An 18010-nucleotide genomic window follows, 5' to 3' on the forward strand; every position below is an offset into this window, starting at 1 on the left:
AATGGCCTATCTGCAAGAGCAAGTTTTGTCTTATGTTCTTGCTGATCCAACTTTGTTTGTTGCAGAAGAACGCTCTCTGCATTTTGGCGATGGATTGGATGACAATTGGTGGATTGATCTCCTCATAGTCGACCCGTGGCAGAAAATATTCTTTCTTGGAGAAGTTACTTATGATCCGAGGCCGCGGCGTCTCGTTGAGAAGCTGAAAAAATTCTCTTTGACGAAACCAGTGGTGCTTACAAAGTTAGGGCGGTCTGGAGCGCCGGAGGGCTGGGACATTCGCCCGTGGCTGTTCATACGCGAAGAGACGCTCGGCTACATTCTTCAAAGGTTGCCTGAAGAGTGCAAACCAAGGATCACCTTCTTGGAGCAAACGCTTGAGCCTTGGAAGTATGAGAAAATTCGGAAAGAAGGTAAGGAGCCTGGAAGGCCATACCCGAATTTGAGCCTTGAATACCAAGAATAGGCAAGTAGAAGACTTTTTGTGATGGCAAAGCTCCACTTCGAAGACTTCACGGCCGGCGACGTCGCCATTTACGGGCCGCGCCATGTGACGCGCGAGGAGATCATCGCCTTCGCCGCCGAGTTCGATCCGCAGCCGATGCACCTTGATGAGGCGGCCGGTGCCGCCTCGCTACTGGGTGGGCTCGGTGGATCGGGCTGGCATGCCTGCTCGCTGCTGATGCGCATGATCGCCGACGGCTTCATTCTCAATTCGACGTCGATGGGCAGCCCCGGTGTCGAGGAGGTGCGCTGGCTCAAGCCCCTGCGCCCCGGCGTCAATCTCCGGGTCCGCGCCACGGTCATGGAAACGCGCGTCTCGAAAAGCCGTCCCGACATGGGCATCGTCCGGATGACGTTCGAGATGATCGACGATGCCGACGCGGTGGTCACGACCATGATCTCGAGCCTGATGATGGGCCGGCGCAATGCCGGAGCCGCGGCATGAAGTACTTTGACGATCTGCGCGTCGGCGACGTGCTGATGACCGGCAGCCACACCTTCAATGCGGAGGAAATTAAATCCTTCGCCACACGGTTCGATCCGCAGCTCTTCCACATGGACGAAGACGCGGCGGCGAATTCACATTTCGGCGCGCTGTGCGCGTCGGGCTGGCACACCGCGGCGGCGTGGATGCGGCTGATGATCGACCAGCAGCGCGAAACTTTGGACGCCATGACGGTCCGCGGCGAACCGATTCCGCAGCGAGGCCCGGCCCTCGGCTTGCGCGATTTGAAGTGGCTGAGGCCGGTTTACGTCGGCGACACCATCACCTATCGATCGGAAGTGACCGAGTTGCGGGTATCGAACAGCCGTCCAGGCTTCGGCCTGCTGACGCTCTTGACCACAGGCGTCAATCAGGACGGTGCCGCGGTCATATCGTTCTACAGCACGACATTCGCCGAGCGCCGCGCCGTCTGAGGCGTCAGCGCGTTTTGGTGGTCGCATGCCGCACGATCGCCGACGGCAGCACGTCGAGATAGGGGCCGAGCAGGAAGGCTTCGCCTGAACCCGAGCCGTACAGCCTGTCATGGGTATCGATCATCGCGCGCACGGGCTTCGCGCAGGCCGGGATGGAGTCGATGATCAGGTCGTTGATCGCCGCCGGGCGCACGTCGCCATCATAGCGTGGGTCCGACGAGACCTTGCGGACAATGCAGTCCGTCGCGCGTTGCACAAGCGGCAGCAGCGCCGTTTCCTTCTGGCGCATCGATACGTCGGGCATCGGCGCCGGCGCGAAGGCGAGGTCGGTGCGGCCATCCAGCGAGACGGTGGTGGCGGGCGAACTCAGGACAAGCGACAAGCCGATCAGGGATTCGACGATCATCGGTGAAGTAGCCCCGCGAATCGATGGTCCAATATTGGTAACGCAGGCGTTGTTCATTCGCATCCGAAACCGCGCCGGCGATAGGCGCCGCGACGGCGCATATCGGGCTAACCGATTCATTTGATTCAGGCTTTCGCGCTTATTTATTTTTCAGCCGCTTGAATTATTCGGCGACGTTTTGTGATGGGCCGCGTTTCGTTATGGCGGAACGCTTTGCGGGATGCGGCGTTCTTCCGGCTTAACGAGGAGTAGACCCCAATGAAGCGCATTACCTTGCTGCGTGGCGGCCGCATGGCTGCGGCGGCTGCCGTTCTGCTGGCGGGTGCCGGTATGGCCTCGGCGCAGACCACCGTCATCACCACGCAACCGGCGACGAGCGGCGCGGTCGTCTCGACCACCGAGCGCCTTGAACTGACGCCGGTGCAGCGCCAGACCATCTATCGCACGATCGTTCGCGAGCGCGTCGCCCCGGCGCAGGCGACGGTCGAGTACCGTGTCGGCACACGGATCCCGCAAAGCACGACGTTGTACGCCGTGCCGCAGGAGGTCGCGGTCGAAGTGCCGGCGATCCAGTCCTACAAATACATGGTCGTGAACAACCGGGTGCTGCTGGTCGACCCGGCCACCAGCCAGGTCGTGGCGGAAGTGGTGGACTGATCGCGGACCGGCCCGATGCCGGATATCGGCCCGCTGCTGGATATCGGGCCTACTTCCAAAAGGCCGTCCGCCGCCGGACGGTCTTTTTTTTACGTCGTGGTGATGTGGGGGTGGATTGAAGAGCGCCCGCGCTTGAGCAGTCGGAAGCTGGATTTCCAGGGTCGGCAAGGCCATAATGCCATGCGCGAGGAGTTTGTGGCGATGTCGATGATTAACTACCGGGCCCCGTCCGAGCTGTTTCCGAGCCGGAGTCGGAAGTCGCGCCGTCCGATTGGATATAGGCGTTTTTCCACCGCCGCCGAAGCGATCCGTTTTGCCATCGAGGAATTGCCTCCTGAACTGCTGCTCGGGGCCTATCTCGAGGTCGAGGAAAAGCGCTTTGACGGCAATGGCATCCGGCAGCTCTACGACAGCACCGACTACCCTTTGCCGCGCAAAGCCGTGCGGGCCGGCAAGGCCGCCGCGAACTAAGCATTAACCCTGCCTGAATTTCTGACCCTTTGTTGCAGATTTGTGATCTGCATCACGGAACGGTCATGCTTTAGCCGTGTTTACTACGCGATAAGACGGCCCCCTGCGATTACCGCAGCCGGGCGTTCTGACAACTCGAAACCGGATTTGGAGACGCGGCCGTGGCCGATCGTAATGCACTTGGAAAAATCGGCCTGATGTTCGTTGCCGCGACCCTGTTCGTGATGATGATGGGTGCCGTGGTCGTGGCCGGCCATCTGTCCGGGCGCGCCGATTTCGAAGATGGGTCCCGCGTCTTCGGCATCACCGCGGACGAAAGCCGCTAAGGCCTCCGAACGGGAGCCGGTCGGATCAATCCGGCAAAAAAGAACCCCGCTGCGGCGGGGTTCAAGTTGTTGGGAGGAGTGTCCGAACGGACGTCTGTCTCCGCATTGGCGCGGCAGGACATGTCGCCAGCGAATTCCCTCACTGCACAGCCGCTGACGACGAATCAGTCAGTCACGGACCCCTGCACATTAACGCGGCAGACCTTGGCGGCGGAGGTTGCCGGATGCGTCCGGCGGCAAATCCACAATCCTGAGCCGTGAACCGTCTAACCGCACGTACCGGCGGTACCCGGCGGCAGGTCAGCTCGCCGGGCGATGGCCCTGAGGCGGCCGGGTGGGGTCGCCGCGCCACTGCTTGAGGCTGTCGCCGATCACCTGCATCGCCGTCATGGCGGCGTGGTTCAGGCTGGCATAGCCGGAGACTTCCCGGGTGACGCGGTCGCCCTCCTGGCGGAGCATGTCGCGGACGCCCTGGAGTTCCAGAATGACGCGGTCGATCTCGTCCATCGACTGGCTCGACACGCGGCGGATGAGCGTGCCGAGGTTGTCGGCAACGACATCGCCGGAAGCCTCTGCTTCGCCGCGCGGGCGGCGCGCCACGTCTCGGCGGACGAATTCGCGGATCTCGCCTTCGAAGGCGTTCGCTGCTGCCTGATCGATCTCGCCGAGCCGTTCAGGTGCGCGCGGCGGTGCGAAGCGCTCGGGCCCCGCTTTGTCCGCGGACTTGTCGGCACCGAAACGGTCGGGTTTCGTCGTGGTCATGAGCAACTCCTGTACAGGCGCAACCGCGCGCATGATCCCCCAGAAGCGGCGGATTGCGACATGTGAACCGGGCGGGGTTTGGGCCGCCAGCGGGCGGGAATGCGGCGGAGGGAACTTCGCGGGTCTTAGCCCCGCTTGTTACCAACTGAATCGCGCGCGCGCGCGGACAGAGCGGCTTTCGTCCGCTTTGCCGACGTCGTGGATCGATGTCGACACGCTTAACGGCCCGTAAAGTTTCTGCTCGGCGCTGAGCGTGTTGTGCGTCACCGGATCGGTGCTGCTCGACGACACGCCGGCGCCGAGTGCGGTGCCGGTGGCAAGGATGTTGAACCGCGCCGAATTCTCCTGGCCCCAGACCCGCGATGTCGTCGTGCCGTCGGACGATGGCAGCGCCATCAGCGGAATGTCGGACGTCGTCGTGCCGCGTCCGAATGTTTCCGTCATCGACGTGCGGCTTTGCAGGGTCATCGACAGATGACTGCCGATCGGCATGGACCGCTTCAGTGTCGTGGCGAGCAGGCCCTGTTCGCCGGCCGGGTTCACGCGCGCATCGACGGTGGCGAACTCATGAACATCGACCGACGCCCAAGCCGCATTGGCCGCGCGCGCATTGCGCTGAACGCGCAGCGGATTGTCCGGCGACCAGCCGGCGCTAGCGTCCGGCGCCACAGCAAGATCGGCACCGACACGCGCTTTCCAGTCACCGGTCTCGGGTGCGATCGGTTGTTTGAAAACGACAGTGCTGAGGTCGCCGGCGTTTCCGGTCTTCGATACTTCGAAACCGTTCGACTTCAGTCCGGCGGTCTTGCGCAGGCGCATCTCGCGCGCCGCGGCGACGGGATCATGCGCGTCGAACAGCAGGGCCTGGCTGAGCCTGTCGCGCTCTTCTGCGCTCAACGGCTTGGCTGCGACATCGCCGTCAAGACCCGCGACTGGCGCGACAGGCGGCGGCAGATCCTCGACCTGAACCTTTGGGGCAGGCGCATCGAGAAAGCTCCAGGCCGAGCCGTCGACCGAGCCGCGCAATTGCAGCTCCGCATCGCCGGACCCGGGGACATCTCCGGAAGCGACCTGCGTCTGATCATCGTGACGAATGTCGTCGGCGCGCACTGGCGCGGCCGCGCACAGCAATGCAACAGCAATCAGCGGGCCGACGGGGCTCGATGAGCGACGCATTACGAATTCCTCTAAACGCCGGGGAGTGCCTGTCGCGGACCCAGCCAAGGTGCCGGGAGAGTTTGGCAAAGATGTGGTCGCGGACTGCGACGCGGAGAGGCGGGCCCCTGGCCTGAGAGCCTGACCGGAAATTCGGCGAGTCATTTCAGAGGCTTGAGTGAAGGCTCTCGTTCCGTCATGCCCGGCCTTGTGCCGACCTGGCGGCACCGCGGGGCAATCGCCCCGGTTTGGCTGTCAGGAAGCCGGCTTGGCTTCGGCCCGCGGCCGGGGCTTCGGCGCCGCGGCGGTCGCCCGTGCGTCGGACTTGCCGCCGCCGTTCGAAGCGCCGAGCTTTTTGTCGATGCAGTCGTTGACGAAATCGGCGCGCGCGTCGAGGCTGGCGCCGGCCTTCGACTTTTCGACCATTGCCCAGCAATCCATCGCGGCCTGTGCGCGCGAATTTGGCCTTTCGGGCTGCCTGACTTCCTGCCGGGCCTGCGCCTGAGCGCTAACCTGGGCACCGGCTTGAGCGTTCGCTTGGGCACTGGCTTGTGCACTGGCCTGCGCACCGCTGCTATAGGCCACCAGTTCGGACAGCGGGTTCGAGGGGCCGCCGTTCGTCTCGCAGCCGCCGAGCAGTCCGGCGGCCAGAACGGACAGCACAAGCGTGCCGATTTGACGGCGCGGCTGACACGCAGATCGTTGAAGGCGCATCGTCAGAATCCGATTGGGTCTTCCGCAGACGAAAGCAAAGACACGACGGTGATTCGCATGAATACCGCATGCTGCTGAAAAAACCGCTTTCCGGCAAGAGTCGCCGGGGTCGCACGCCTGGCGGACGTCCGCATGCCCCGCATGACGAGGCCGGCGATCCGGTTTAGGGTGCGCCAACAGTATCGGGGAGAATGCCATGAACATCGTCTGGGACCATATCCATCTGCGCACGCCGGATGTCGAAGCGACGGCGCAATGGTTCGAGCGGATGCTGGGCGGCGAGATTCTCCGGTCTACCCAGCAAGGCGCACCGCGCGTTGATATCAAGCTTGGTGGCGCGATGATTTTTCTCGCGCCGGTGAAGGCCGGTGACGGCGTCAACCCGCCGCCGGTGACGCCGTATCAGGGCCTGGACCACTTCGGCTTTCACGTGACCGATGTCGACAAGGTCGCGGCCGACCTCAAGGCCAAGGGCGTCGAGTTCACGATGGAACCCAATGTGCCGCGGCCGGGCATCAAGATTTGCTTCATTCGCGGTCCACAGGGCATTTCGATCGAACTGCTCGAGCGCGACCCCAAATACGTCTGATTTTCAGCGATTTGACGCATGCGGCGCGCATGAGAGATTGTGCGCGTCCACAAGTAGTTTCGTCGCAAGGTGAAGGGTTGCCACGCGCCGTCACGGCCAGTAAATGCGTGCGGGGACCAATCGAAGATGGTGGGTTGATAATGCGACGTCGGATGCTGGCGACTGCCTTTCTCATATCGCTCGCAGCACCGAATGCCGCATTCGCCGAGGCCAAACTCGAACGCACGCTCAAGCTTTTGATGCCGGCCGACCGCATGGCGCAACTGTGTGACGCCACGGCCATGGCGCGCATCCGCAAGGATACGGGTAAGTTTCGTCCCGATCGCGCAGTCGCGAATGCCATGGTCGACGTTGTCATCGCCGGCAATCAGCTGGAAGCGAAAGGCGGTGCGTTTCGCAGCCGTGGCAAGTGGTACTCGCTCAGCTACACCTGCCTGACCAATGACGAACACCTCAAGGTGTTGTCGTTCGACTACAAAGTCGGCGACGAGATACCGGAGGAAAAGTGGGCGAGCTACGGCCTCTGGCAATAGAGCTTTATTGTTCCGGTTTAATCTGCATCATCGCCGCCACCGCGCCAACGACAACCGGCACGGCCAGACCCCAGAAACCGATCTTCCAATAGAGCAAAGCCGACACCGCGCAGCCGGCTGCGAAATAGAAGATGCTGGCGGCCAGCCGGCGCAAGCGCACGCGCGCCGCCTCATCATTCGGCATCGCGCCGCCGATCAGGAGATCGACGAGATCGATGGTGGCCTGCGTGGTCGAACCGGTCATCAAGGTCGATGGCGGCTGGCTGGCGAGATGCACACGGTGCACGGCGTTCTGCAGCGCCATCGCGGCAATGCCGGCGAAGCCGGTAAGCAGCGCTGCCGGGCTGTCGGCATTGGTGAACGGGCCGAAGACAACAGCCATCACGAAGAACGCGGCCAGGAGCAGCACCTTGACGCTCAACAGCGTTGACAGCACCGATTTGCCGCGGCGGCGCAGCGCATTGCCGGCGAACCGTGCCAGCGCGACGACCAGAACGAATTCCGGAAGCGCGAGCATTTTGCCGACAATGCCGTGACTGCCTTCAATCAGCGCGGCGGCGAGCGTGACGAAATTGCCGGTCACGTGTGCGGTGAACAGGCCCTGCAGGCCGAGAAATCCGGCGGTGTCGACGAAGCCGCCATTGAATGCCAACAGAGCGGCGAGTGCTCCGGGGCTGCCGAAATTCTTCATCGCCGTTCCTGATGCGGACGATCCGTGCGGTCCCGGCGCGACGGATATCGGCCGTTCTATTTGCTGTCCTTAACCGTCGTGGTCGGGCGATCGCTGCCGCTCGCGGTCTCGGCGTGCCACTTGCCCTTTTCGTCTTCGTACTCGATTTCCTCGGTGTGGCCCGGCACGATCTGCTCGGCGGCGGCGCGCTTGGCGGCTGCCAGCGCCGCATCATGCGTCGGAAAGGGCTCGGAGAATACGCCGTCGACCTTGTAGGCCCAGCCGCCGTCATGTTCGACGATTTCATAGGTAACGTTGGTCATGAGACGCCTCGTCGTCAGATCGTTGTGTGTTGCCGGTAAATTTAGGAGGCCGCCGCCGGATTGTACAGGCGACATTGCGCGAGCTACAGGCCGTGCTCGCGCTTGATGCGGTCGATATAGTCGGTCACATGAGGCGGTAATTGCCGCAATCCCTGCGCGCCGGCTTGCGACAATACCGGGCGTAGTCTGGAACCGGCCAGGAATGCCGGTTCGCGGTCCGGCGGGATCAGGCGGTCGAACACCAGCACGATCAGGACGGCAACCAGTACAATACGCACGGCGCCGAGCAAGGCGCCTGCCGCGCGATCGAACGCACCGACATGACGACCGGTGACCTCGCCGACGGCGCCGCGCATCAGCGCCGCCAGCAGGAAGCCGACGATCAGGAAGATCGCGAACAGCAAGACCGGCGTCTGTGCCTGACCGAATTGAAACCGCTCGTTCACCCACGGCAGGATGAGCGGCATGATCATGATGGCGGCCGGTGCGGCGACTGCATAGCCGAGGATCGTGGCCAGGCTGCGCATGAGGCCGGTTCGAAATCCGGCTACGATCGCGACGATGAGACACAGAATGACGACGCCATCGAACAGGTTGAACGGCAGGTCGGCGGGCATGGGATTGTCCAGTTCGCGGATCGGGTCTGGCGGTGTTTATGCTAAGGCGGGACGCCGGCCAAGGCCAGCGCCGAAGTTTGACCGCAGCCGTGCGTGAAGACGGACGAGTTTGCATGACAGGACGATGATGGCGACCCGCATTGCCTCATCTGCGTTGGCTTGACCGCCGCTCATTGGCTAGACTGCCGCGTAATTTGTAGAGCAGGCGAGGAGAGAGGTCATGGCATTTTCGGTGTCGAGCAATAGTTTCAAGGATGGCGACTATCTGGCGCTGACCCATGCCGGTTCGCCCGATCATGGCTTCGGCTGCACCGGCGATAACAAGTCGCCGCATCTGAAATGGTCGCCGGGGCCGGCCGGGACCAAGAGCTATGCCGTGACCTGCTATGACCCCGATGCGCCGACCGGCTCAGGCTTCTGGCACTGGCTGGTGGTCAACATCCCGCCGGATGTGACCGAACTGGCACTCGGCGCCGGCAGTCCGGGCGGTGCGTTACCCAAGGGCGCGTTGCAGACGCGCACCGACTATGGCTTTGCCGGTTACGGTGGTCCCTGTCCGCCGCAGGGCGACCATCCGCACCGCTATCTGTTCACGGTGTTCGCCGTGAATGAGGTGCTTGGCGTGAAGGAAGACACGCCGGCGGCACAGATCGGCTTCAACCTCAATTTCAAGACACTCGCCAAAGCGAGCATCATGGGCCTGTTCAAGCGCTGAACGTTTCCGCGGGTTGCCGTGGAACTTTCAGCCCGCCGGCGTATTATGACGAGGCGCCGACTCAGTGCCGCCGCGAACAATGCGACGGGCGTCGGCATGCCCAAGGAGACTTCCCCAATGACAATCCGTGCAAGCATCCGCGCCGCGATGGTGGCGTTCGTTGCGCTTCTCGGTTTCGCGTTCGTGTCCGCCGCTCATGCCGATAGCGGCCGCGTTCACATCCGCATCGTGAAAGCCGGGTTCATCGTCGGCGGCTCTGGCGGCAGCGGCACGCTCACCTTCCAGGGCCGCAAGTATCGTCTGGGTATCGGCGGGGTGAGCTATGGTTTCACCTTCGGCGCGTCCGAGACCAATTTCTACGGCACGGTGTCGAATATTCGCCGTGCCTCCGACATCGAAGGCGTCTACGGCCAGGCTGGCGCCGGCGCCGCCGCGATGCGCGGCGCGCAGGGCGTCGTGCTGACCAACCAGAAGGGCGCGGTGCTAACCCTGTCCGGGCGGCAGGCGGGCCTGATCATCAGCGCCGATCTCAGCGGCCTGGTGCTGACGCTGCGCTAACGGTTCGAGATCACGGCGACGCGGGCGGGCGGCGGCAGCCGCGCCGCCCGTTTTGCCGTGCGGCGGAGATAGTTGACAAAGTCAAATAATGGCGCGAACGTCGCGGCCATGTCAGAGCCGCCGGTCTCACCGCAACGTCTGAGTATCGCTGTCGTCGGCCTCGGCGGCATTGGCGGCACGGCCGCGGGCTTATTGACCCGCACCGGGCTTCACGACGTCACCGCCTGCGTGCGCAAGCCGCTCGAGCGGCTCATGGTCGAAGGCCCCGACGGCGCTTTCGAGGTGCCGCTGACGGCACTGACCGATCCTGCCGATGCGAGACCCGTCGACTGGGTCCTGCTCTGCACCAAGACGCATGAGACGGCCTCGGCGGGGCCGTGGCTGGAGCGACTGTGCACGCCGTCGACGACGGTCGCGGCTTTGCAGAACGGCATCGATCACGTCGAGCGCATTGCGCCTTATGTCAACGGCGCGGCGATCGTGCCGGCGCTGGTCTATTACAACGGCGAACGGCTGGCGCCGGACCACGTGCGTTACAAGCCGGTGAGCGAGAATGAACTCGTCGTGCCTGACGATGCGGGCGGCCGCGCCTTCGCCGCGTTGATGGGCGATACGCCGCTGCACGTTTTGGTCAGTGCCGATTTTGTCACGCTGAAATGGCGCAAGCTGCTGGTCAATGCCATCGCCAATCCGATAACCGCGCTGACCCTGCAGCGCTTCGCCGTGTTCGAGCGGCCGGATATTCAGCTCCTGTCCCTCGCCATACTCGACGAGGCCGGGCGCGTGGCGCGGGTCGACGGCGCCGGCCTTCACGACGACGAAAGCCAACGCGTCCTGAAGATGGTGCGGGGGTTTGGTGCGAACCTTTCCACCTCGACCTATTTCGACCGGCTCGCCGGTCGGCCGTTCGAGGTCGAGGCGCTGACCGGCGCCATCGTCGCCGCCGGCGAGCGATACGGCATCGCGACGCCGCTCAACGGCCTGCTGCTGACGCTGCTGCGCGCCATCAGCGAAGAAAACGCGAAGACGCAGACTTAAGGCGCGCTCGACACTTTGAGAATGTCGATCAGCTTGCGGTCGCGCCACTTCTGCAAATCGGCGATCGAGCGATTGCCCGCTTCCTCGGTAACGCCGTCGATGATGAGCTGCTTGTAGTCGATGATGCGCGGGTTCTTCATGTCGTCCATCCAGGTCTGCAAAGCCGGCGTGAGATGGTTCATGAAATGCGTCATGCCGCCTTCGCCGCCGGCGAGATGGAAGGTCAGGTGCGGCCCCATCAGCGCCCAGCGCAGGCCGGGGCCATAGGCGATGGCAGCGTCGACATCGGCGACCGAGCAGACGCCGTCGGCGACCAGGCTGACCGCCTCGCGCCATAGCGCCGCCTGCAGGCGGTTGGCGACATGACCTTTCACTTCCTTCTTGATGTGGATCGGGTGCTTGCCGATGGCGCGATAGAACGCCATCGCCTTGTTGACCGCCTCCTGCGACGTCTTCTCGCCGGCGACCACCTCGACCAGCGGAATGAGATGCGGCGGGTTGAAGGGATGGCCGATGACGCAGCGTTCGGGATGCGCGCACTTCACCGTGACGCGCGAGATCAGGAGGCCGGACGAGCTCGAAGCAATCACCACATCCGGCGCCGTCGCGGCATCCATCTCCTTGAAGGTCTCGATCTTGATGTCCTCGCGCTCCGGCCCGCTTTCCTGCACGAAGCTCACGCCTTTGCAGGCTTCGGTCGGCGAGGCGTGAAACGAAAACCGATCCTGGCTAGCGCCGGGCACGACCCAGCCGAGGGTTTCCAGCGTCGGCCAGGCATTGGCGATGAAGCGCCGCGCGAAGGCCTCGCCCTGCGGTGACGGATCGGTGGCGCGTACGTCGTAGCCTTGCGCGAGGAAGATCGAGGCCCAACTCGCCCCAATGGTTCCGGCTCCAACGACGGCGACGGCTTTGGACATGAACGACACTCCTTAAGAATTAGATGCGAATGATCAGATGGTACGGTAGCCGCCATCGGCCATGACGATGGTGCCGGTGACATAGGACGACATGTCGGAGGCGAGGAACACCGCCGGCCCGACGATGTCCTCCGGTTTGCCAGCGCGGCCAAGCGGCGTGTGATCGAGAAAGACCTGCACCACTTCCGGCTTGGTGGCGCGCACCTGGGCGTTGAGCGGCGTCTCGATCAGACCCGGGCCGATGGCGTTGACGCGAACGCCGTCCTTGCCGAGTTCGGCGGCCAGCGCCTTGGTGAAGCCGAGCACGCCGTGCTTCGAGGTCGTATAGGCCGCCGAATTCGGCGTGCGTACATGCACGAAAGACTGGATCGAGCCGATATTGACGATGCGGCCCTTGCTCTCGCGCAGCGCCGGCAGGAAAGCCTGCGTGACATTGAGCATGCCGTTGAGATTGACGGCCATGATGTCCTGCCAGTCCTTCAGGAACACATCGGCGTCGGCGGCGATCGGATTGCGACGATTGATGCCGGCATTGTTGACCAGAACCGACACCGCGCCGAGCTGCCGCGCGACTTCCTTCGCGGCGGCGAAGCAGGCCTCGCGCTGGCTGACATCGAGGGGAAGGGCGATGGCCGTCCCGCCATTCGCCTTGATCGCGGCGGCAGTTTTCCCGGCCGAGTCGCCGTTGATATCGAGCACCGCGACCTTTGCGCCTTCGCGCGCATAGCCGATGGCAATGGCTTCGCCGATACCGGAACCTCCGCCGGTCACGACGGCGACGCGGTCTTGCAGCAGCCCCGGCATTGCGCTCCCCCTTATGTCTTTGGATCGGAGGATAGCGCGGCGAGACGTGCTTCCGCTACTGGTGCTGAACGATCACCCTGGTGCCGACCGGCACGCGCGAATAGAGGTCCTGAATGTCCTCGTTCACCAACCGGAAGCAGCCAGACGACACGGCCTGGCCGATGGTTTGCGGTGCATTGGTGCCGTGAATGCGATACACGGTCGAGCCGATGTACAATGCCGCGGCGCCCATCGGATTGCCCGGGCCGCCAGCCATGAACCGCGGCAAATAAGGCTGGCGCTCGATCATCTCCGGCGGGGGCGTCCAGTCCGGCCATTCGGCCTTGCGCGAGATCTTGTGCACGCCGCCCCACTGGAAGCCATCGCGGCCGACGCCGACGCCATAGCGCAGCGCGGTCTGGTTATCCTGCACGAGATAAAGGAAGCGATCGGCCGTGTTGACGATGATCGTGCCCGGCGGATAGTCGCTGCGATAGAACACGGGCATGCGGCGGTACTCAGGCGGCAACTCGACATCGCGTCCGGTGTCATCGACGCCCGGAGCAGGCTCCTGCATGGTGATGGGATAGGTGCGGCCGAAAGACTGACCAAAGGCGGGCAGGGCTGTCACGCTCAGGACGGCGGCTGCGAGGGCAGCGGCGGTCAGTGAGACTATGCGAACCATGAGCGGCTTCCTTCCAGCGAACGGTCTACGACGGCACCATAGCACAATGTGAAGTTGCCAGGTTTGTGACAGCGGACACACCGGGGCGCGTTCTGATGGCGCAAACAGCCGCATTGACGTATAAAATGTTGCGTCGGCCAAGGTCCGGCGCGAAGGGGCGACGATATGCGAATTTTCACGATGGTATTGATGTGCGCGCTCGGCATATGGACCGGCGGCGCGCTGGCGCAACTGGCTGCCGATATGAAGCTGGAGGACGCCGGGTTCGTCATGCGTTCAGCCAACACCGCGCAGGAACTCGCGCATATCAAGAAGCTGCCGACGCGGCGTTTCGTGGCGCGCACCAAGAATGGCCAACGCTACTATCTCTACGCCGATCCCGAGCTGTGCAAATGCGTGTTCGTCGGCAACGCGATTGCCTTCGAGGCCTATCGCGACATGCGCAAGCGCCTGCCGCAGCCCGACGTCGTTCCAGGCTCCGGCATCAACACGACGGACGTGCTTGCGACGGAAATGGATGGCGACGTCTCCGATCTGATCGATGACGGCAACATCCTCGACTGGAAGTTCTAGCCGCCGAACAGCCGGAAGGCCGAGGTGATGCGCAGCACCTGCACATCCTCCGGCAGTTCGATCAGGAATTCCGGATCGCGCGGCAGATGATGTATTTTGCGTGGATCGGCGCCGGCGTAGCGCGACATCGCCTCGATACTCTCCCAATAAGATATGGTGATGAACTCGCTGTCGGTTTCGCGGTCCTCGCGGAACTGTGATACCGCCAGCGCGCGTTCCGACAGAACCTTCACACCATTCTCATAGAGATAGGATTCATACTCGTCGGCGCGCTCGCGCCTTGTGCGGCCCCGCCAGATGCGGGCAATGGTCGGTGTCGCCATCAGACTCCTCCACATCGTTGATCGAGCGATTCAGTAACGCTCGTTGCGGAGAAGTGTGCCACGCCGCCGGCAGCGCGGCAGCCGGGAACTACTATGATTTCTTCTTGTCCAATTCATCACGCATGGCGATGAGCCGGTCGAGCTCGTCCTGCTGCTCGGCGATGCGGTTCGACGCCCGTTCCTCGTCGGCCGCGCCGGAGAAGGCCGCCGCCTGTTCCGTCAACTGCCGGATGTTGTCGCGCAGGATGGCGATCCGGTCGTTCAGTTCGTCACGGGACAGGGTCTGTTCGTTCGACATCGGTTCCTCCGTATTGGCCGCGATTATAGGCCGTATGGCATCCTGTTTGTCACGGCCTCTGGCGGCCTGTCACTCCGGGATTGCCCGGAGGCGCCCCCGGCTTGCCTCATCCCTCTGGCCCCGTTAAAGAAAACGGAGCTGGGGGAAACCTATGAGTATGCGTGATCGCGTGATTATCGCCGGCGGCGGCATTGGCGGGCTGGCGACGGCCCTGACCCTGCACCAGATCGGTGTTCCGTGTGTCGTGTTCGAGGCCGTGCGCGAGATGCGCCCGCTCGGCGTCGGCATCAATATCCAGCCCAATGCCGTGCGCGAACTCTACGACCTCGGCTTCACGCCTGCCGATCTCGACCGCGTCGGCGTGCCGTCCAAGGAGTGGGCGCTGGTCGGCCTCAATGGCAACGACATCTACTCCGAACCGCGCGGGCTCGGCGCCGGCTACAAGTGGCCGCAGTACTCCGTCCACCGCGGCCTGTTCCACATGATGCTGTACGACGCCGTGATCGCCCGGCTTGGCCGCGACGCGGTCCGGCTCGGCAGCCGTGTCAACGGTTATCGCAAGACCGCCGATGGCGTGATCGCGTCGATCGAGCATCCGGATGGCTCGACCGAAGACGTGCAAGGCGCGCTGCTGATCGCCGCCGACGGCATTCACTCCGCCATTCGCGCGCAGATGCATCCCAAGCAGCCGCCGATCCACTGGGGCGGCGCGGTGATGTGGCGCGGCACCACGAAAGGCAAACCGATCCGCTCGGGCGCGTCGTTCGTCGGCCTTGGCACGCATCGCGAGCGCGTGGTGTTTTATCCGATCTCGCATCCCGATCCGCAGACGGGGCTGGCGACCATCAACTGGATCGCCGAAGTGACCCTGGACAACAGTGACGGCTGGAAGCAGGCCGGCTGGTTCCGTCAGGTCGAGATCTCCGATTTCGCGCATCACTTCGACGGCTGGGTATGGGACTGGCTCGACGTGCCGGCGATGATCGCGCAGGCCGACTGCGCTTTTGAAAATCCGATGATCGACCGCGATCCGGTCGATACCTGGCAGGATGGGCCCGTGGCACTGCTCGGCGATTCCGCGCATGCGATGTATCCGACCGGCTCCAACGGCGCCAGCCAGGCCATCATCGACGCGCGCATTCTGGGCGCCTGCATGATCGAACACGGCGCGACGCCGCAGGCGCTCGCCGCCTATGACAAGACTTTGTGCGGGCCGATTTCGCAGCTCATTCTGCGCAATCGCGGCGCCGGGCCGTTCGGTCTGCTCAATCTGGTCGACGAACGCTGCGGCGGCACCTTCGACAATATCGACGACGTCATTGCGCCAAAGGAGCGCGCCGACTTCATGGCCGGCTACAAGGCCGCGGCCGGTTTCGCTGTCGAGAAGCTCAACGCCGCGCCGCCGACCATCGCGCCGGGCGCGCAGGCGCGGAGCACCGAAGAAGTCTGAGCGCGCAGGCAGCGCGCGAACGGGGAGACGCACCGCATGTCCTCCTATCTCTGGCCGCTCGCGGGCCTCGCGCTCGCCAATCTGCTCGGCATTATCAGTCCGGGACCGGCGTTTCTGATGGTGAGCCGCGCCGCCGCCGGCCGTAGTCTCGGCATAGGCGTCGCGCTTGGCGCAGGCGTCGCGGTTGCCGCGACGATGTGGGCCGCCGCGGCGTGCTTCGGCATCGCGCTTTTGATGACGCAGTTTGTCTCCGTGTATGGGCTGATCCAGATTGCCGGTGGTGCGTATCTGATCTGGCTCGGCATCAGCGCATGGCGTCACAGCCGCGACCCCATGCCGGCGGTGCAGTCCGCTGCGGCGCCCGCTTCGCGCGACGGCATTGCGCGCGCGGTGCTGACCGGCGCCTGGCTCAGCCTGGGCAATCCGAAGATCATCATTTTCTTCTCCAGCATTTTCGTCGCGCTGCTGCCGCATGATGCGCCGGTGTGGGTGCGGCTGGTCGCGGTGGCCATTGTCGGCGTGCAGGAAGTGTCGTGGTACACGATCGTCGCTTTCGTGTTCTCGCGGCCGAAAGTGCAGGTGGCCTATGCGCGCGCCCGCACCTGGATCGAGCGCGCGCTCGGGACGGTGCTGATCGGCCTCGGCACGCGGATTCTGGTGGCGGTGAGGTTGTAGGGGCCTTCTTTTCTTACCCTCCCCCTCCCAGGGGAGGGTGAAAGAAGCCCACAACGGAACCCGCGACTGCTCCGGCCGTTCTCATCCCGACCCAAGCGAAGGGATTGTCATAATGGGATTTGAAGGCGGCCTGCTTGGCCTGATCATTCTGGCGGCCGACATCTGGGCCATTGTCCAGATCATGAAGAGCAGCCAGACTAGCGGCTCCAAGCTGTTCTGGATTCTGCTGATCCTGCTGCTGCCGGTGCTCGGCCTGCTGATCTGGCTGCTGGCGGGACGCCGCTAAGGCGCCGCCTCAGCGGCCGCGGCCGGCCTCGATCTGGCAGGCGAGATGCAGCGGCGGATAGAGCCTCTCCATCTCGGTCTGATCGACATCGCGATTGTCGTCGAACTGCTCGTGCATGCAGGTGCAATACTTCACCTTGCTTTCGGTCGTGCCGCGCTCGTTCCTGAGCCGGTCGGCGCAAGCTTCGATCCAGGCGAGATCGGCATCGCCTAGCGATGCCGCCAGCACGGGCGCGCCGATCAGGAGAACGAGAGTAAGGATCGCGGCACGCGTCATCTCGTCAACGCTCGGCAATGACGTCGCTGGCGCCGGCGGCGCCCATATAAACGGCGAGGATGCGCACGGGCACCGTGCCGGTGTTGACGCCGGCATGGGTGACGGCCATCGCCTCCATCAAGGCATCGCCGGCGCGATAGATGCGCTTGCCCTTGTCGCCGTAGTCGACCGTCAATTCGCCGTCGAGGATGTAGGCGAACATGGGTACGCCGTGGCGGTGGGCGATGGTGCGCCCGCCCGGTGCCAGCGTGACGATCGACGCGGTGACGCGGGCATCGCCCGACGGATAGCGAATGGTCTCGCCGACCACGGTCTGGCCAGTCGAGAGCAACGGCACGGCGGGATAGGACGGCGCGGAATCGGCTCGGGCGCCGGCGGCAGGCGCGAGCAGAACAAGACTGCAAGCAAGACCGCAAGCAGGAGCGAGGCGGTGAAGGTGCATGACGGACCGATGGGTGCGAGGCAACGAGACGACTCGGAGCCTAACACAGGTCCATTGCGGCGCTCAGCGCTCCTGTTCTCTGGCGCGCCGCGCCAGCTGCTGCACCCGCGTCTCGAGCGCGCGCAGCCGGGTCTCGGCCTTGAAGGCGCGCTCGCGCCAGTAGCGCGCATCGGCCTGAGCGCGGGCGATGGCCTCGTCGCCGTTCTCCAGACGCAGTCGGCGCGGCGCGTATTTCAAAACGTCTGCGGTGGCGCCGAGCAGGCGATGATTGACGGCATTCTGCGGTGGCGGAACAGGATCGGTCAGGTCGGAGAAGAACGACAAAGGCGAGGGCTCCTCGTTAGGC

30 protein-coding genes are annotated in these 18010 nt (G+C 63.9%); 15 read left to right on the forward strand and 15 right to left on the reverse strand.

Features of this window, described 5'->3' with window-relative positions:
- Position 1: 1 nt before the first annotated feature.
- Genes E8Q40_RS06175 through E8Q40_RS06185 form a run of 3 tightly spaced genes read left to right on the forward strand, consistent with a single transcriptional unit; the run spans position 2 to position 1422 of the window.
- Positions 2–466, forward strand: coding sequence for a hypothetical protein (locus E8Q40_RS06175; RefSeq protein ID WP_137043551.1), 465 nt, complete (start codon positions 2–4; stop codon positions 464–466).
- A gap of 21 nt (positions 467–487) precedes the next feature.
- Entirely contained in the window at positions 488–949 is a 462-nt protein-coding gene (locus E8Q40_RS06180; protein WP_137043552.1) for a MaoC/PaaZ C-terminal domain-containing protein, read from the forward strand.
- Complete coding sequence (locus E8Q40_RS06185; RefSeq protein WP_137043553.1) at positions 946–1422, forward strand: MaoC family dehydratase; 477 nt, start codon at positions 946–948, stop codon at positions 1420–1422. The genes E8Q40_RS06180 and E8Q40_RS06185 overlap by 4 nt, the downstream gene beginning before the upstream one ends.
- A gap of 4 nt (positions 1423–1426) precedes the next feature.
- Here E8Q40_RS06185 and E8Q40_RS06190 read toward each other — a convergent pair whose 3' ends face one another.
- Positions 1427–1828, reverse strand: a complete 402-nt coding sequence (locus E8Q40_RS06190) for a hypothetical protein (RefSeq protein WP_137043554.1) — start codon at positions 1826–1828, stop codon at positions 1427–1429.
- Between the two features lie 258 nt (positions 1829–2086).
- Here E8Q40_RS06190 and E8Q40_RS06195 point away from each other — a divergent pair, with 258 nt between their 5' ends.
- The 3 genes from E8Q40_RS06195 to E8Q40_RS21905 all read left to right on the forward strand — a co-directional run bounded on the left by E8Q40_RS06195 (position 2087) and on the right by E8Q40_RS21905 (position 3282).
- On the forward strand, positions 2087–2485 hold the full coding sequence (locus E8Q40_RS06195) for a DUF1236 domain-containing protein (RefSeq protein WP_137043555.1): 399 nt from the start codon (positions 2087–2089) through the stop codon (positions 2483–2485).
- Between the two features lie 201 nt (positions 2486–2686).
- Positions 2687–2956, forward strand: a complete 270-nt coding sequence (locus E8Q40_RS06200) for a hypothetical protein (protein WP_137046613.1) — start codon at positions 2687–2689, stop codon at positions 2954–2956.
- Positions 2957–3117: 161 nt separating this feature from the next.
- On the forward strand, positions 3118–3282 hold the full coding sequence (locus tag E8Q40_RS21905; RefSeq protein ID WP_168197748.1) for a hypothetical protein: 165 nt from the start codon (positions 3118–3120) through the stop codon (positions 3280–3282).
- Between the two features lie 300 nt (positions 3283–3582).
- On the opposite strand, the gene E8Q40_RS06205 is transcribed toward E8Q40_RS21905, so the two are convergent.
- The 3 genes from E8Q40_RS06205 to E8Q40_RS06215 form a co-directional block, all read right to left on the reverse strand.
- Positions 3583–4044 (reverse strand): hypothetical protein, encoded by a 462-nt coding sequence (locus E8Q40_RS06205; protein ID WP_137043556.1) that lies wholly within the window; start codon positions 4042–4044, stop codon positions 3583–3585.
- Positions 4045–4182: 138 nt separating this feature from the next.
- Positions 4183–5220 carry a hypothetical protein gene (locus tag E8Q40_RS06210; protein ID WP_137043557.1) on the reverse strand — a complete coding sequence of 346 codons (1038 nt, stop codon included), beginning with the start codon at positions 5218–5220 and terminating at the stop codon, positions 4183–4185.
- A 234-nt stretch (positions 5221–5454) separates the two neighbouring features.
- The gene (locus E8Q40_RS06215; RefSeq protein WP_137043558.1) at positions 5455–6117 is read right to left on the reverse strand and encodes a hypothetical protein; all 663 of its coding nucleotides are present in this window, start codon (positions 6115–6117) and stop codon (positions 5455–5457) included.
- Between E8Q40_RS06215 and E8Q40_RS06220 the strand changes: the two genes are divergently transcribed.
- Together E8Q40_RS06220 and E8Q40_RS06225 are read left to right on the forward strand one after the other, a co-directional pair.
- Positions 6110–6502, forward strand: a complete 393-nt coding sequence (locus E8Q40_RS06220; RefSeq protein WP_137043559.1) for a VOC family protein — start codon at positions 6110–6112, stop codon at positions 6500–6502. The genes E8Q40_RS06215 and E8Q40_RS06220 overlap by 8 nt on opposite strands.
- Positions 6503–6654: 152 nt before the next feature.
- Positions 6655–7035: a DUF930 domain-containing protein gene (locus E8Q40_RS06225; RefSeq protein ID WP_168197749.1), complete on the forward strand. Its 381-nt coding sequence runs from the start codon at positions 6655–6657 to the stop codon at positions 7033–7035.
- Positions 7036–7039: 4 nt separating this feature from the next.
- Here the strand turns inward: E8Q40_RS06225 and E8Q40_RS06230 are convergent, their stop codons facing one another.
- From E8Q40_RS06230 to E8Q40_RS06240, 3 genes are all read right to left on the reverse strand, one after another.
- Positions 7040–7726 carry a YoaK family protein gene (locus E8Q40_RS06230; protein ID WP_137043561.1) on the reverse strand — a complete coding sequence of 229 codons (687 nt, stop codon included), beginning with the start codon at positions 7724–7726 and terminating at the stop codon, positions 7040–7042.
- Between the two features lie 56 nt (positions 7727–7782).
- The gene (locus E8Q40_RS06235; RefSeq protein WP_137043562.1) at positions 7783–8028 is read right to left on the reverse strand and encodes a DUF2188 domain-containing protein; all 246 of its coding nucleotides are present in this window, start codon (positions 8026–8028) and stop codon (positions 7783–7785) included.
- A gap of 83 nt (positions 8029–8111) precedes the next feature.
- On the reverse strand, positions 8112–8645 hold the full coding sequence (locus E8Q40_RS06240) for a CvpA family protein (RefSeq protein ID WP_137043563.1): 534 nt from the start codon (positions 8643–8645) through the stop codon (positions 8112–8114).
- Between the two features lie 220 nt (positions 8646–8865).
- Here E8Q40_RS06240 and E8Q40_RS06245 point away from each other — a divergent pair, with 220 nt between their 5' ends.
- From E8Q40_RS06245 to E8Q40_RS06255, 3 genes are all read left to right on the forward strand, one after another.
- Positions 8866–9360: a YbhB/YbcL family Raf kinase inhibitor-like protein gene (locus E8Q40_RS06245; RefSeq protein ID WP_137043564.1), complete on the forward strand. Its 495-nt coding sequence runs from the start codon at positions 8866–8868 to the stop codon at positions 9358–9360.
- A gap of 117 nt (positions 9361–9477) precedes the next feature.
- Positions 9478–9918: a hypothetical protein gene (locus E8Q40_RS06250; protein WP_137043565.1), complete on the forward strand. Its 441-nt coding sequence runs from the start codon at positions 9478–9480 to the stop codon at positions 9916–9918.
- A gap of 108 nt (positions 9919–10026) precedes the next feature.
- On the forward strand, positions 10027–10956 hold the full coding sequence (locus E8Q40_RS06255; RefSeq protein WP_137043566.1) for a 2-dehydropantoate 2-reductase: 930 nt from the start codon (positions 10027–10029) through the stop codon (positions 10954–10956).
- Here the strand turns inward: E8Q40_RS06255 and E8Q40_RS06260 are convergent.
- The 3 genes from E8Q40_RS06260 to E8Q40_RS06270 are packed head-to-tail and all read right to left on the reverse strand — an operon-like array spanning position 10953 to position 13341.
- A complete protein-coding gene (locus tag E8Q40_RS06260) occupies positions 10953–11873 on the reverse strand; it encodes a 3-hydroxyacyl-CoA dehydrogenase NAD-binding domain-containing protein (protein ID WP_137043567.1) in 921 nt (306 codons plus the stop codon). The two genes, E8Q40_RS06255 and E8Q40_RS06260, sit on opposite strands and share 4 nt — an antisense overlap.
- A gap of 33 nt (positions 11874–11906) precedes the next feature.
- The gene (locus tag E8Q40_RS06265) at positions 11907–12677 is read right to left on the reverse strand and encodes an SDR family NAD(P)-dependent oxidoreductase (protein ID WP_137043568.1); all 771 of its coding nucleotides are present in this window, start codon (positions 12675–12677) and stop codon (positions 11907–11909) included.
- A gap of 55 nt (positions 12678–12732) precedes the next feature.
- Entirely contained in the window at positions 12733–13341 is a 609-nt protein-coding gene (locus E8Q40_RS06270) for a L,D-transpeptidase (protein WP_137043569.1), read from the reverse strand.
- A 165-nt stretch (positions 13342–13506) separates the two neighbouring features.
- On the opposite strand from E8Q40_RS06270, the gene E8Q40_RS06275 reads away from it, so the two are divergent.
- Positions 13507–13914 (forward strand): hypothetical protein, encoded by a 408-nt coding sequence (locus E8Q40_RS06275; RefSeq protein ID WP_137043570.1) that lies wholly within the window; start codon positions 13507–13509, stop codon positions 13912–13914.
- On the opposite strand, the gene E8Q40_RS06280 is transcribed toward E8Q40_RS06275, so the two are convergent.
- On the reverse strand, positions 13911–14240 hold the full coding sequence (locus tag E8Q40_RS06280; RefSeq protein WP_168197941.1) for a hypothetical protein: 330 nt from the start codon (positions 14238–14240) through the stop codon (positions 13911–13913). The two genes, E8Q40_RS06275 and E8Q40_RS06280, sit on opposite strands and share 4 nt — an antisense overlap.
- A gap of 88 nt (positions 14241–14328) precedes the next feature.
- Complete coding sequence (locus tag E8Q40_RS06285) at positions 14329–14535, reverse strand: hypothetical protein (protein WP_137043572.1); 207 nt, start codon at positions 14533–14535, stop codon at positions 14329–14331.
- Between the two features lie 157 nt (positions 14536–14692).
- Here E8Q40_RS06285 and E8Q40_RS06290 point away from each other — a divergent pair, with 157 nt between their 5' ends.
- The 3 genes from E8Q40_RS06290 to E8Q40_RS06300 all read left to right on the forward strand — a co-directional run bounded on the left by E8Q40_RS06290 (position 14693) and on the right by E8Q40_RS06300 (position 16946).
- Positions 14693–15985: a flavin-dependent oxidoreductase gene (locus E8Q40_RS06290; RefSeq protein WP_137046614.1), complete on the forward strand. Its 1293-nt coding sequence runs from the start codon at positions 14693–14695 to the stop codon at positions 15983–15985.
- A 36-nt stretch (positions 15986–16021) separates the two neighbouring features.
- A complete protein-coding gene (locus E8Q40_RS06295; protein WP_137043573.1) occupies positions 16022–16660 on the forward strand; it encodes a LysE family translocator in 639 nt (212 codons plus the stop codon).
- Positions 16661–16772: 112 nt separating this feature from the next.
- Positions 16773–16946: a PLDc N-terminal domain-containing protein gene (locus E8Q40_RS06300; RefSeq protein WP_137043574.1), complete on the forward strand. Its 174-nt coding sequence runs from the start codon at positions 16773–16775 to the stop codon at positions 16944–16946.
- 9 nt (positions 16947–16955) lie between these two features.
- Here the strand turns inward: E8Q40_RS06300 and E8Q40_RS06305 are convergent, their stop codons facing one another.
- The 3 genes from E8Q40_RS06305 to E8Q40_RS06315 all read right to left on the reverse strand — a co-directional run bounded on the left by E8Q40_RS06305 (position 16956) and on the right by E8Q40_RS06315 (position 17988).
- Entirely contained in the window at positions 16956–17240 is a 285-nt protein-coding gene (locus tag E8Q40_RS06305) for a hypothetical protein (protein WP_137043575.1), read from the reverse strand.
- Positions 17227–17664, reverse strand: coding sequence for a cupin domain-containing protein (locus E8Q40_RS06310; RefSeq protein ID WP_137043576.1), 438 nt, complete (start codon positions 17662–17664; stop codon positions 17227–17229). The genes E8Q40_RS06305 and E8Q40_RS06310 overlap by 14 nt, the downstream gene beginning before the upstream one ends.
- Positions 17665–17727: 63 nt before the next feature.
- Complete coding sequence (locus E8Q40_RS06315; protein WP_137043577.1) at positions 17728–17988, reverse strand: hypothetical protein; 261 nt, start codon at positions 17986–17988, stop codon at positions 17728–17730.
- Positions 17989–18010 lie beyond the last annotated feature (22 nt).

This window comes from Pseudolabrys sp. FHR47 (assembly GCF_005153485.1).
Taxonomy (GTDB): Bacteria; Pseudomonadota; Alphaproteobacteria; order Rhizobiales; family Xanthobacteraceae; genus Pseudolabrys.

What these genes read in the sequence shown, in the direction of transcription:
- E8Q40_RS06175 (WP_137043551.1), top strand. Translation starts at nt 2, where the DNA reads ATGGCCTATCTGCAAGAGCAAGTTTTGTCTTATGTTCTTGCTGATCCA.
- E8Q40_RS06180 (WP_137043552.1), top strand. Translation starts at nt 488, where the DNA reads ATGGCAAAGCTCCACTTCGAAGACTTCACGGCCGGCGACGTCGCCATT.
- E8Q40_RS06185 (WP_137043553.1), top strand. Translation starts at nt 946, where the DNA reads ATGAAGTACTTTGACGATCTGCGCGTCGGCGACGTGCTGATGACCGGC.
- E8Q40_RS06190 (WP_137043554.1), bottom strand. Translation starts at nt 1,828, where the DNA reads ATGATCGTCGAATCCCTGATCGGCTTGTCGCTTGTCCTGAGTTCGCCC.
- E8Q40_RS06195 (WP_137043555.1), top strand. Translation starts at nt 2,087, where the DNA reads ATGAAGCGCATTACCTTGCTGCGTGGCGGCCGCATGGCTGCGGCGGCT.
- E8Q40_RS06200 (WP_137046613.1), top strand. Translation starts at nt 2,687, where the DNA reads ATGTCGATGATTAACTACCGGGCCCCGTCCGAGCTGTTTCCGAGCCGG.
- E8Q40_RS06205 (WP_137043556.1), bottom strand. Translation starts at nt 4,044, where the DNA reads ATGACCACGACGAAACCCGACCGTTTCGGTGCCGACAAGTCCGCGGAC.
- E8Q40_RS06210 (WP_137043557.1), bottom strand. Translation starts at nt 5,220, where the DNA reads ATGCGTCGCTCATCGAGCCCCGTCGGCCCGCTGATTGCTGTTGCATTG.
- E8Q40_RS06220 (WP_137043559.1), top strand. Translation starts at nt 6,110, where the DNA reads ATGAACATCGTCTGGGACCATATCCATCTGCGCACGCCGGATGTCGAA.
- E8Q40_RS06215 (WP_137043558.1), bottom strand. Translation starts at nt 6,117, where the DNA reads ATGTTCATGGCATTCTCCCCGATACTGTTGGCGCACCCTAAACCGGAT.
- E8Q40_RS06225 (WP_168197749.1), top strand. Translation starts at nt 6,655, where the DNA reads ATGCTGGCGACTGCCTTTCTCATATCGCTCGCAGCACCGAATGCCGCA.
- E8Q40_RS06230 (WP_137043561.1), bottom strand. Translation starts at nt 7,726, where the DNA reads ATGAAGAATTTCGGCAGCCCCGGAGCACTCGCCGCTCTGTTGGCATTC.
- E8Q40_RS06235 (WP_137043562.1), bottom strand. Translation starts at nt 8,028, where the DNA reads ATGACCAACGTTACCTATGAAATCGTCGAACATGACGGCGGCTGGGCC.
- E8Q40_RS06240 (WP_137043563.1), bottom strand. Translation starts at nt 8,645, where the DNA reads ATGCCCGCCGACCTGCCGTTCAACCTGTTCGATGGCGTCGTCATTCTG.
- E8Q40_RS06245 (WP_137043564.1), top strand. Translation starts at nt 8,866, where the DNA reads ATGGCATTTTCGGTGTCGAGCAATAGTTTCAAGGATGGCGACTATCTG.
- E8Q40_RS06250 (WP_137043565.1), top strand. Translation starts at nt 9,478, where the DNA reads ATGACAATCCGTGCAAGCATCCGCGCCGCGATGGTGGCGTTCGTTGCG.
- E8Q40_RS06255 (WP_137043566.1), top strand. Translation starts at nt 10,027, where the DNA reads ATGTCAGAGCCGCCGGTCTCACCGCAACGTCTGAGTATCGCTGTCGTC.
- E8Q40_RS06260 (WP_137043567.1), bottom strand. Translation starts at nt 11,873, where the DNA reads ATGTCCAAAGCCGTCGCCGTCGTTGGAGCCGGAACCATTGGGGCGAGT.
- E8Q40_RS06265 (WP_137043568.1), bottom strand. Translation starts at nt 12,677, where the DNA reads ATGCCGGGGCTGCTGCAAGACCGCGTCGCCGTCGTGACCGGCGGAGGT.
- E8Q40_RS06270 (WP_137043569.1), bottom strand. Translation starts at nt 13,341, where the DNA reads ATGGTTCGCATAGTCTCACTGACCGCCGCTGCCCTCGCAGCCGCCGTC.
- E8Q40_RS06275 (WP_137043570.1), top strand. Translation starts at nt 13,507, where the DNA reads ATGCGAATTTTCACGATGGTATTGATGTGCGCGCTCGGCATATGGACC.
- E8Q40_RS06285 (WP_137043572.1), bottom strand. Translation starts at nt 14,535, where the DNA reads ATGTCGAACGAACAGACCCTGTCCCGTGACGAACTGAACGACCGGATC.
- E8Q40_RS06290 (WP_137046614.1), top strand. Translation starts at nt 14,693, where the DNA reads ATGCGTGATCGCGTGATTATCGCCGGCGGCGGCATTGGCGGGCTGGCG.
- E8Q40_RS06295 (WP_137043573.1), top strand. Translation starts at nt 16,022, where the DNA reads ATGTCCTCCTATCTCTGGCCGCTCGCGGGCCTCGCGCTCGCCAATCTG.
- E8Q40_RS06300 (WP_137043574.1), top strand. Translation starts at nt 16,773, where the DNA reads ATGGGATTTGAAGGCGGCCTGCTTGGCCTGATCATTCTGGCGGCCGAC.
- E8Q40_RS06310 (WP_137043576.1), bottom strand. Translation starts at nt 17,664, where the DNA reads ATGCACCTTCACCGCCTCGCTCCTGCTTGCGGTCTTGCTTGCAGTCTT.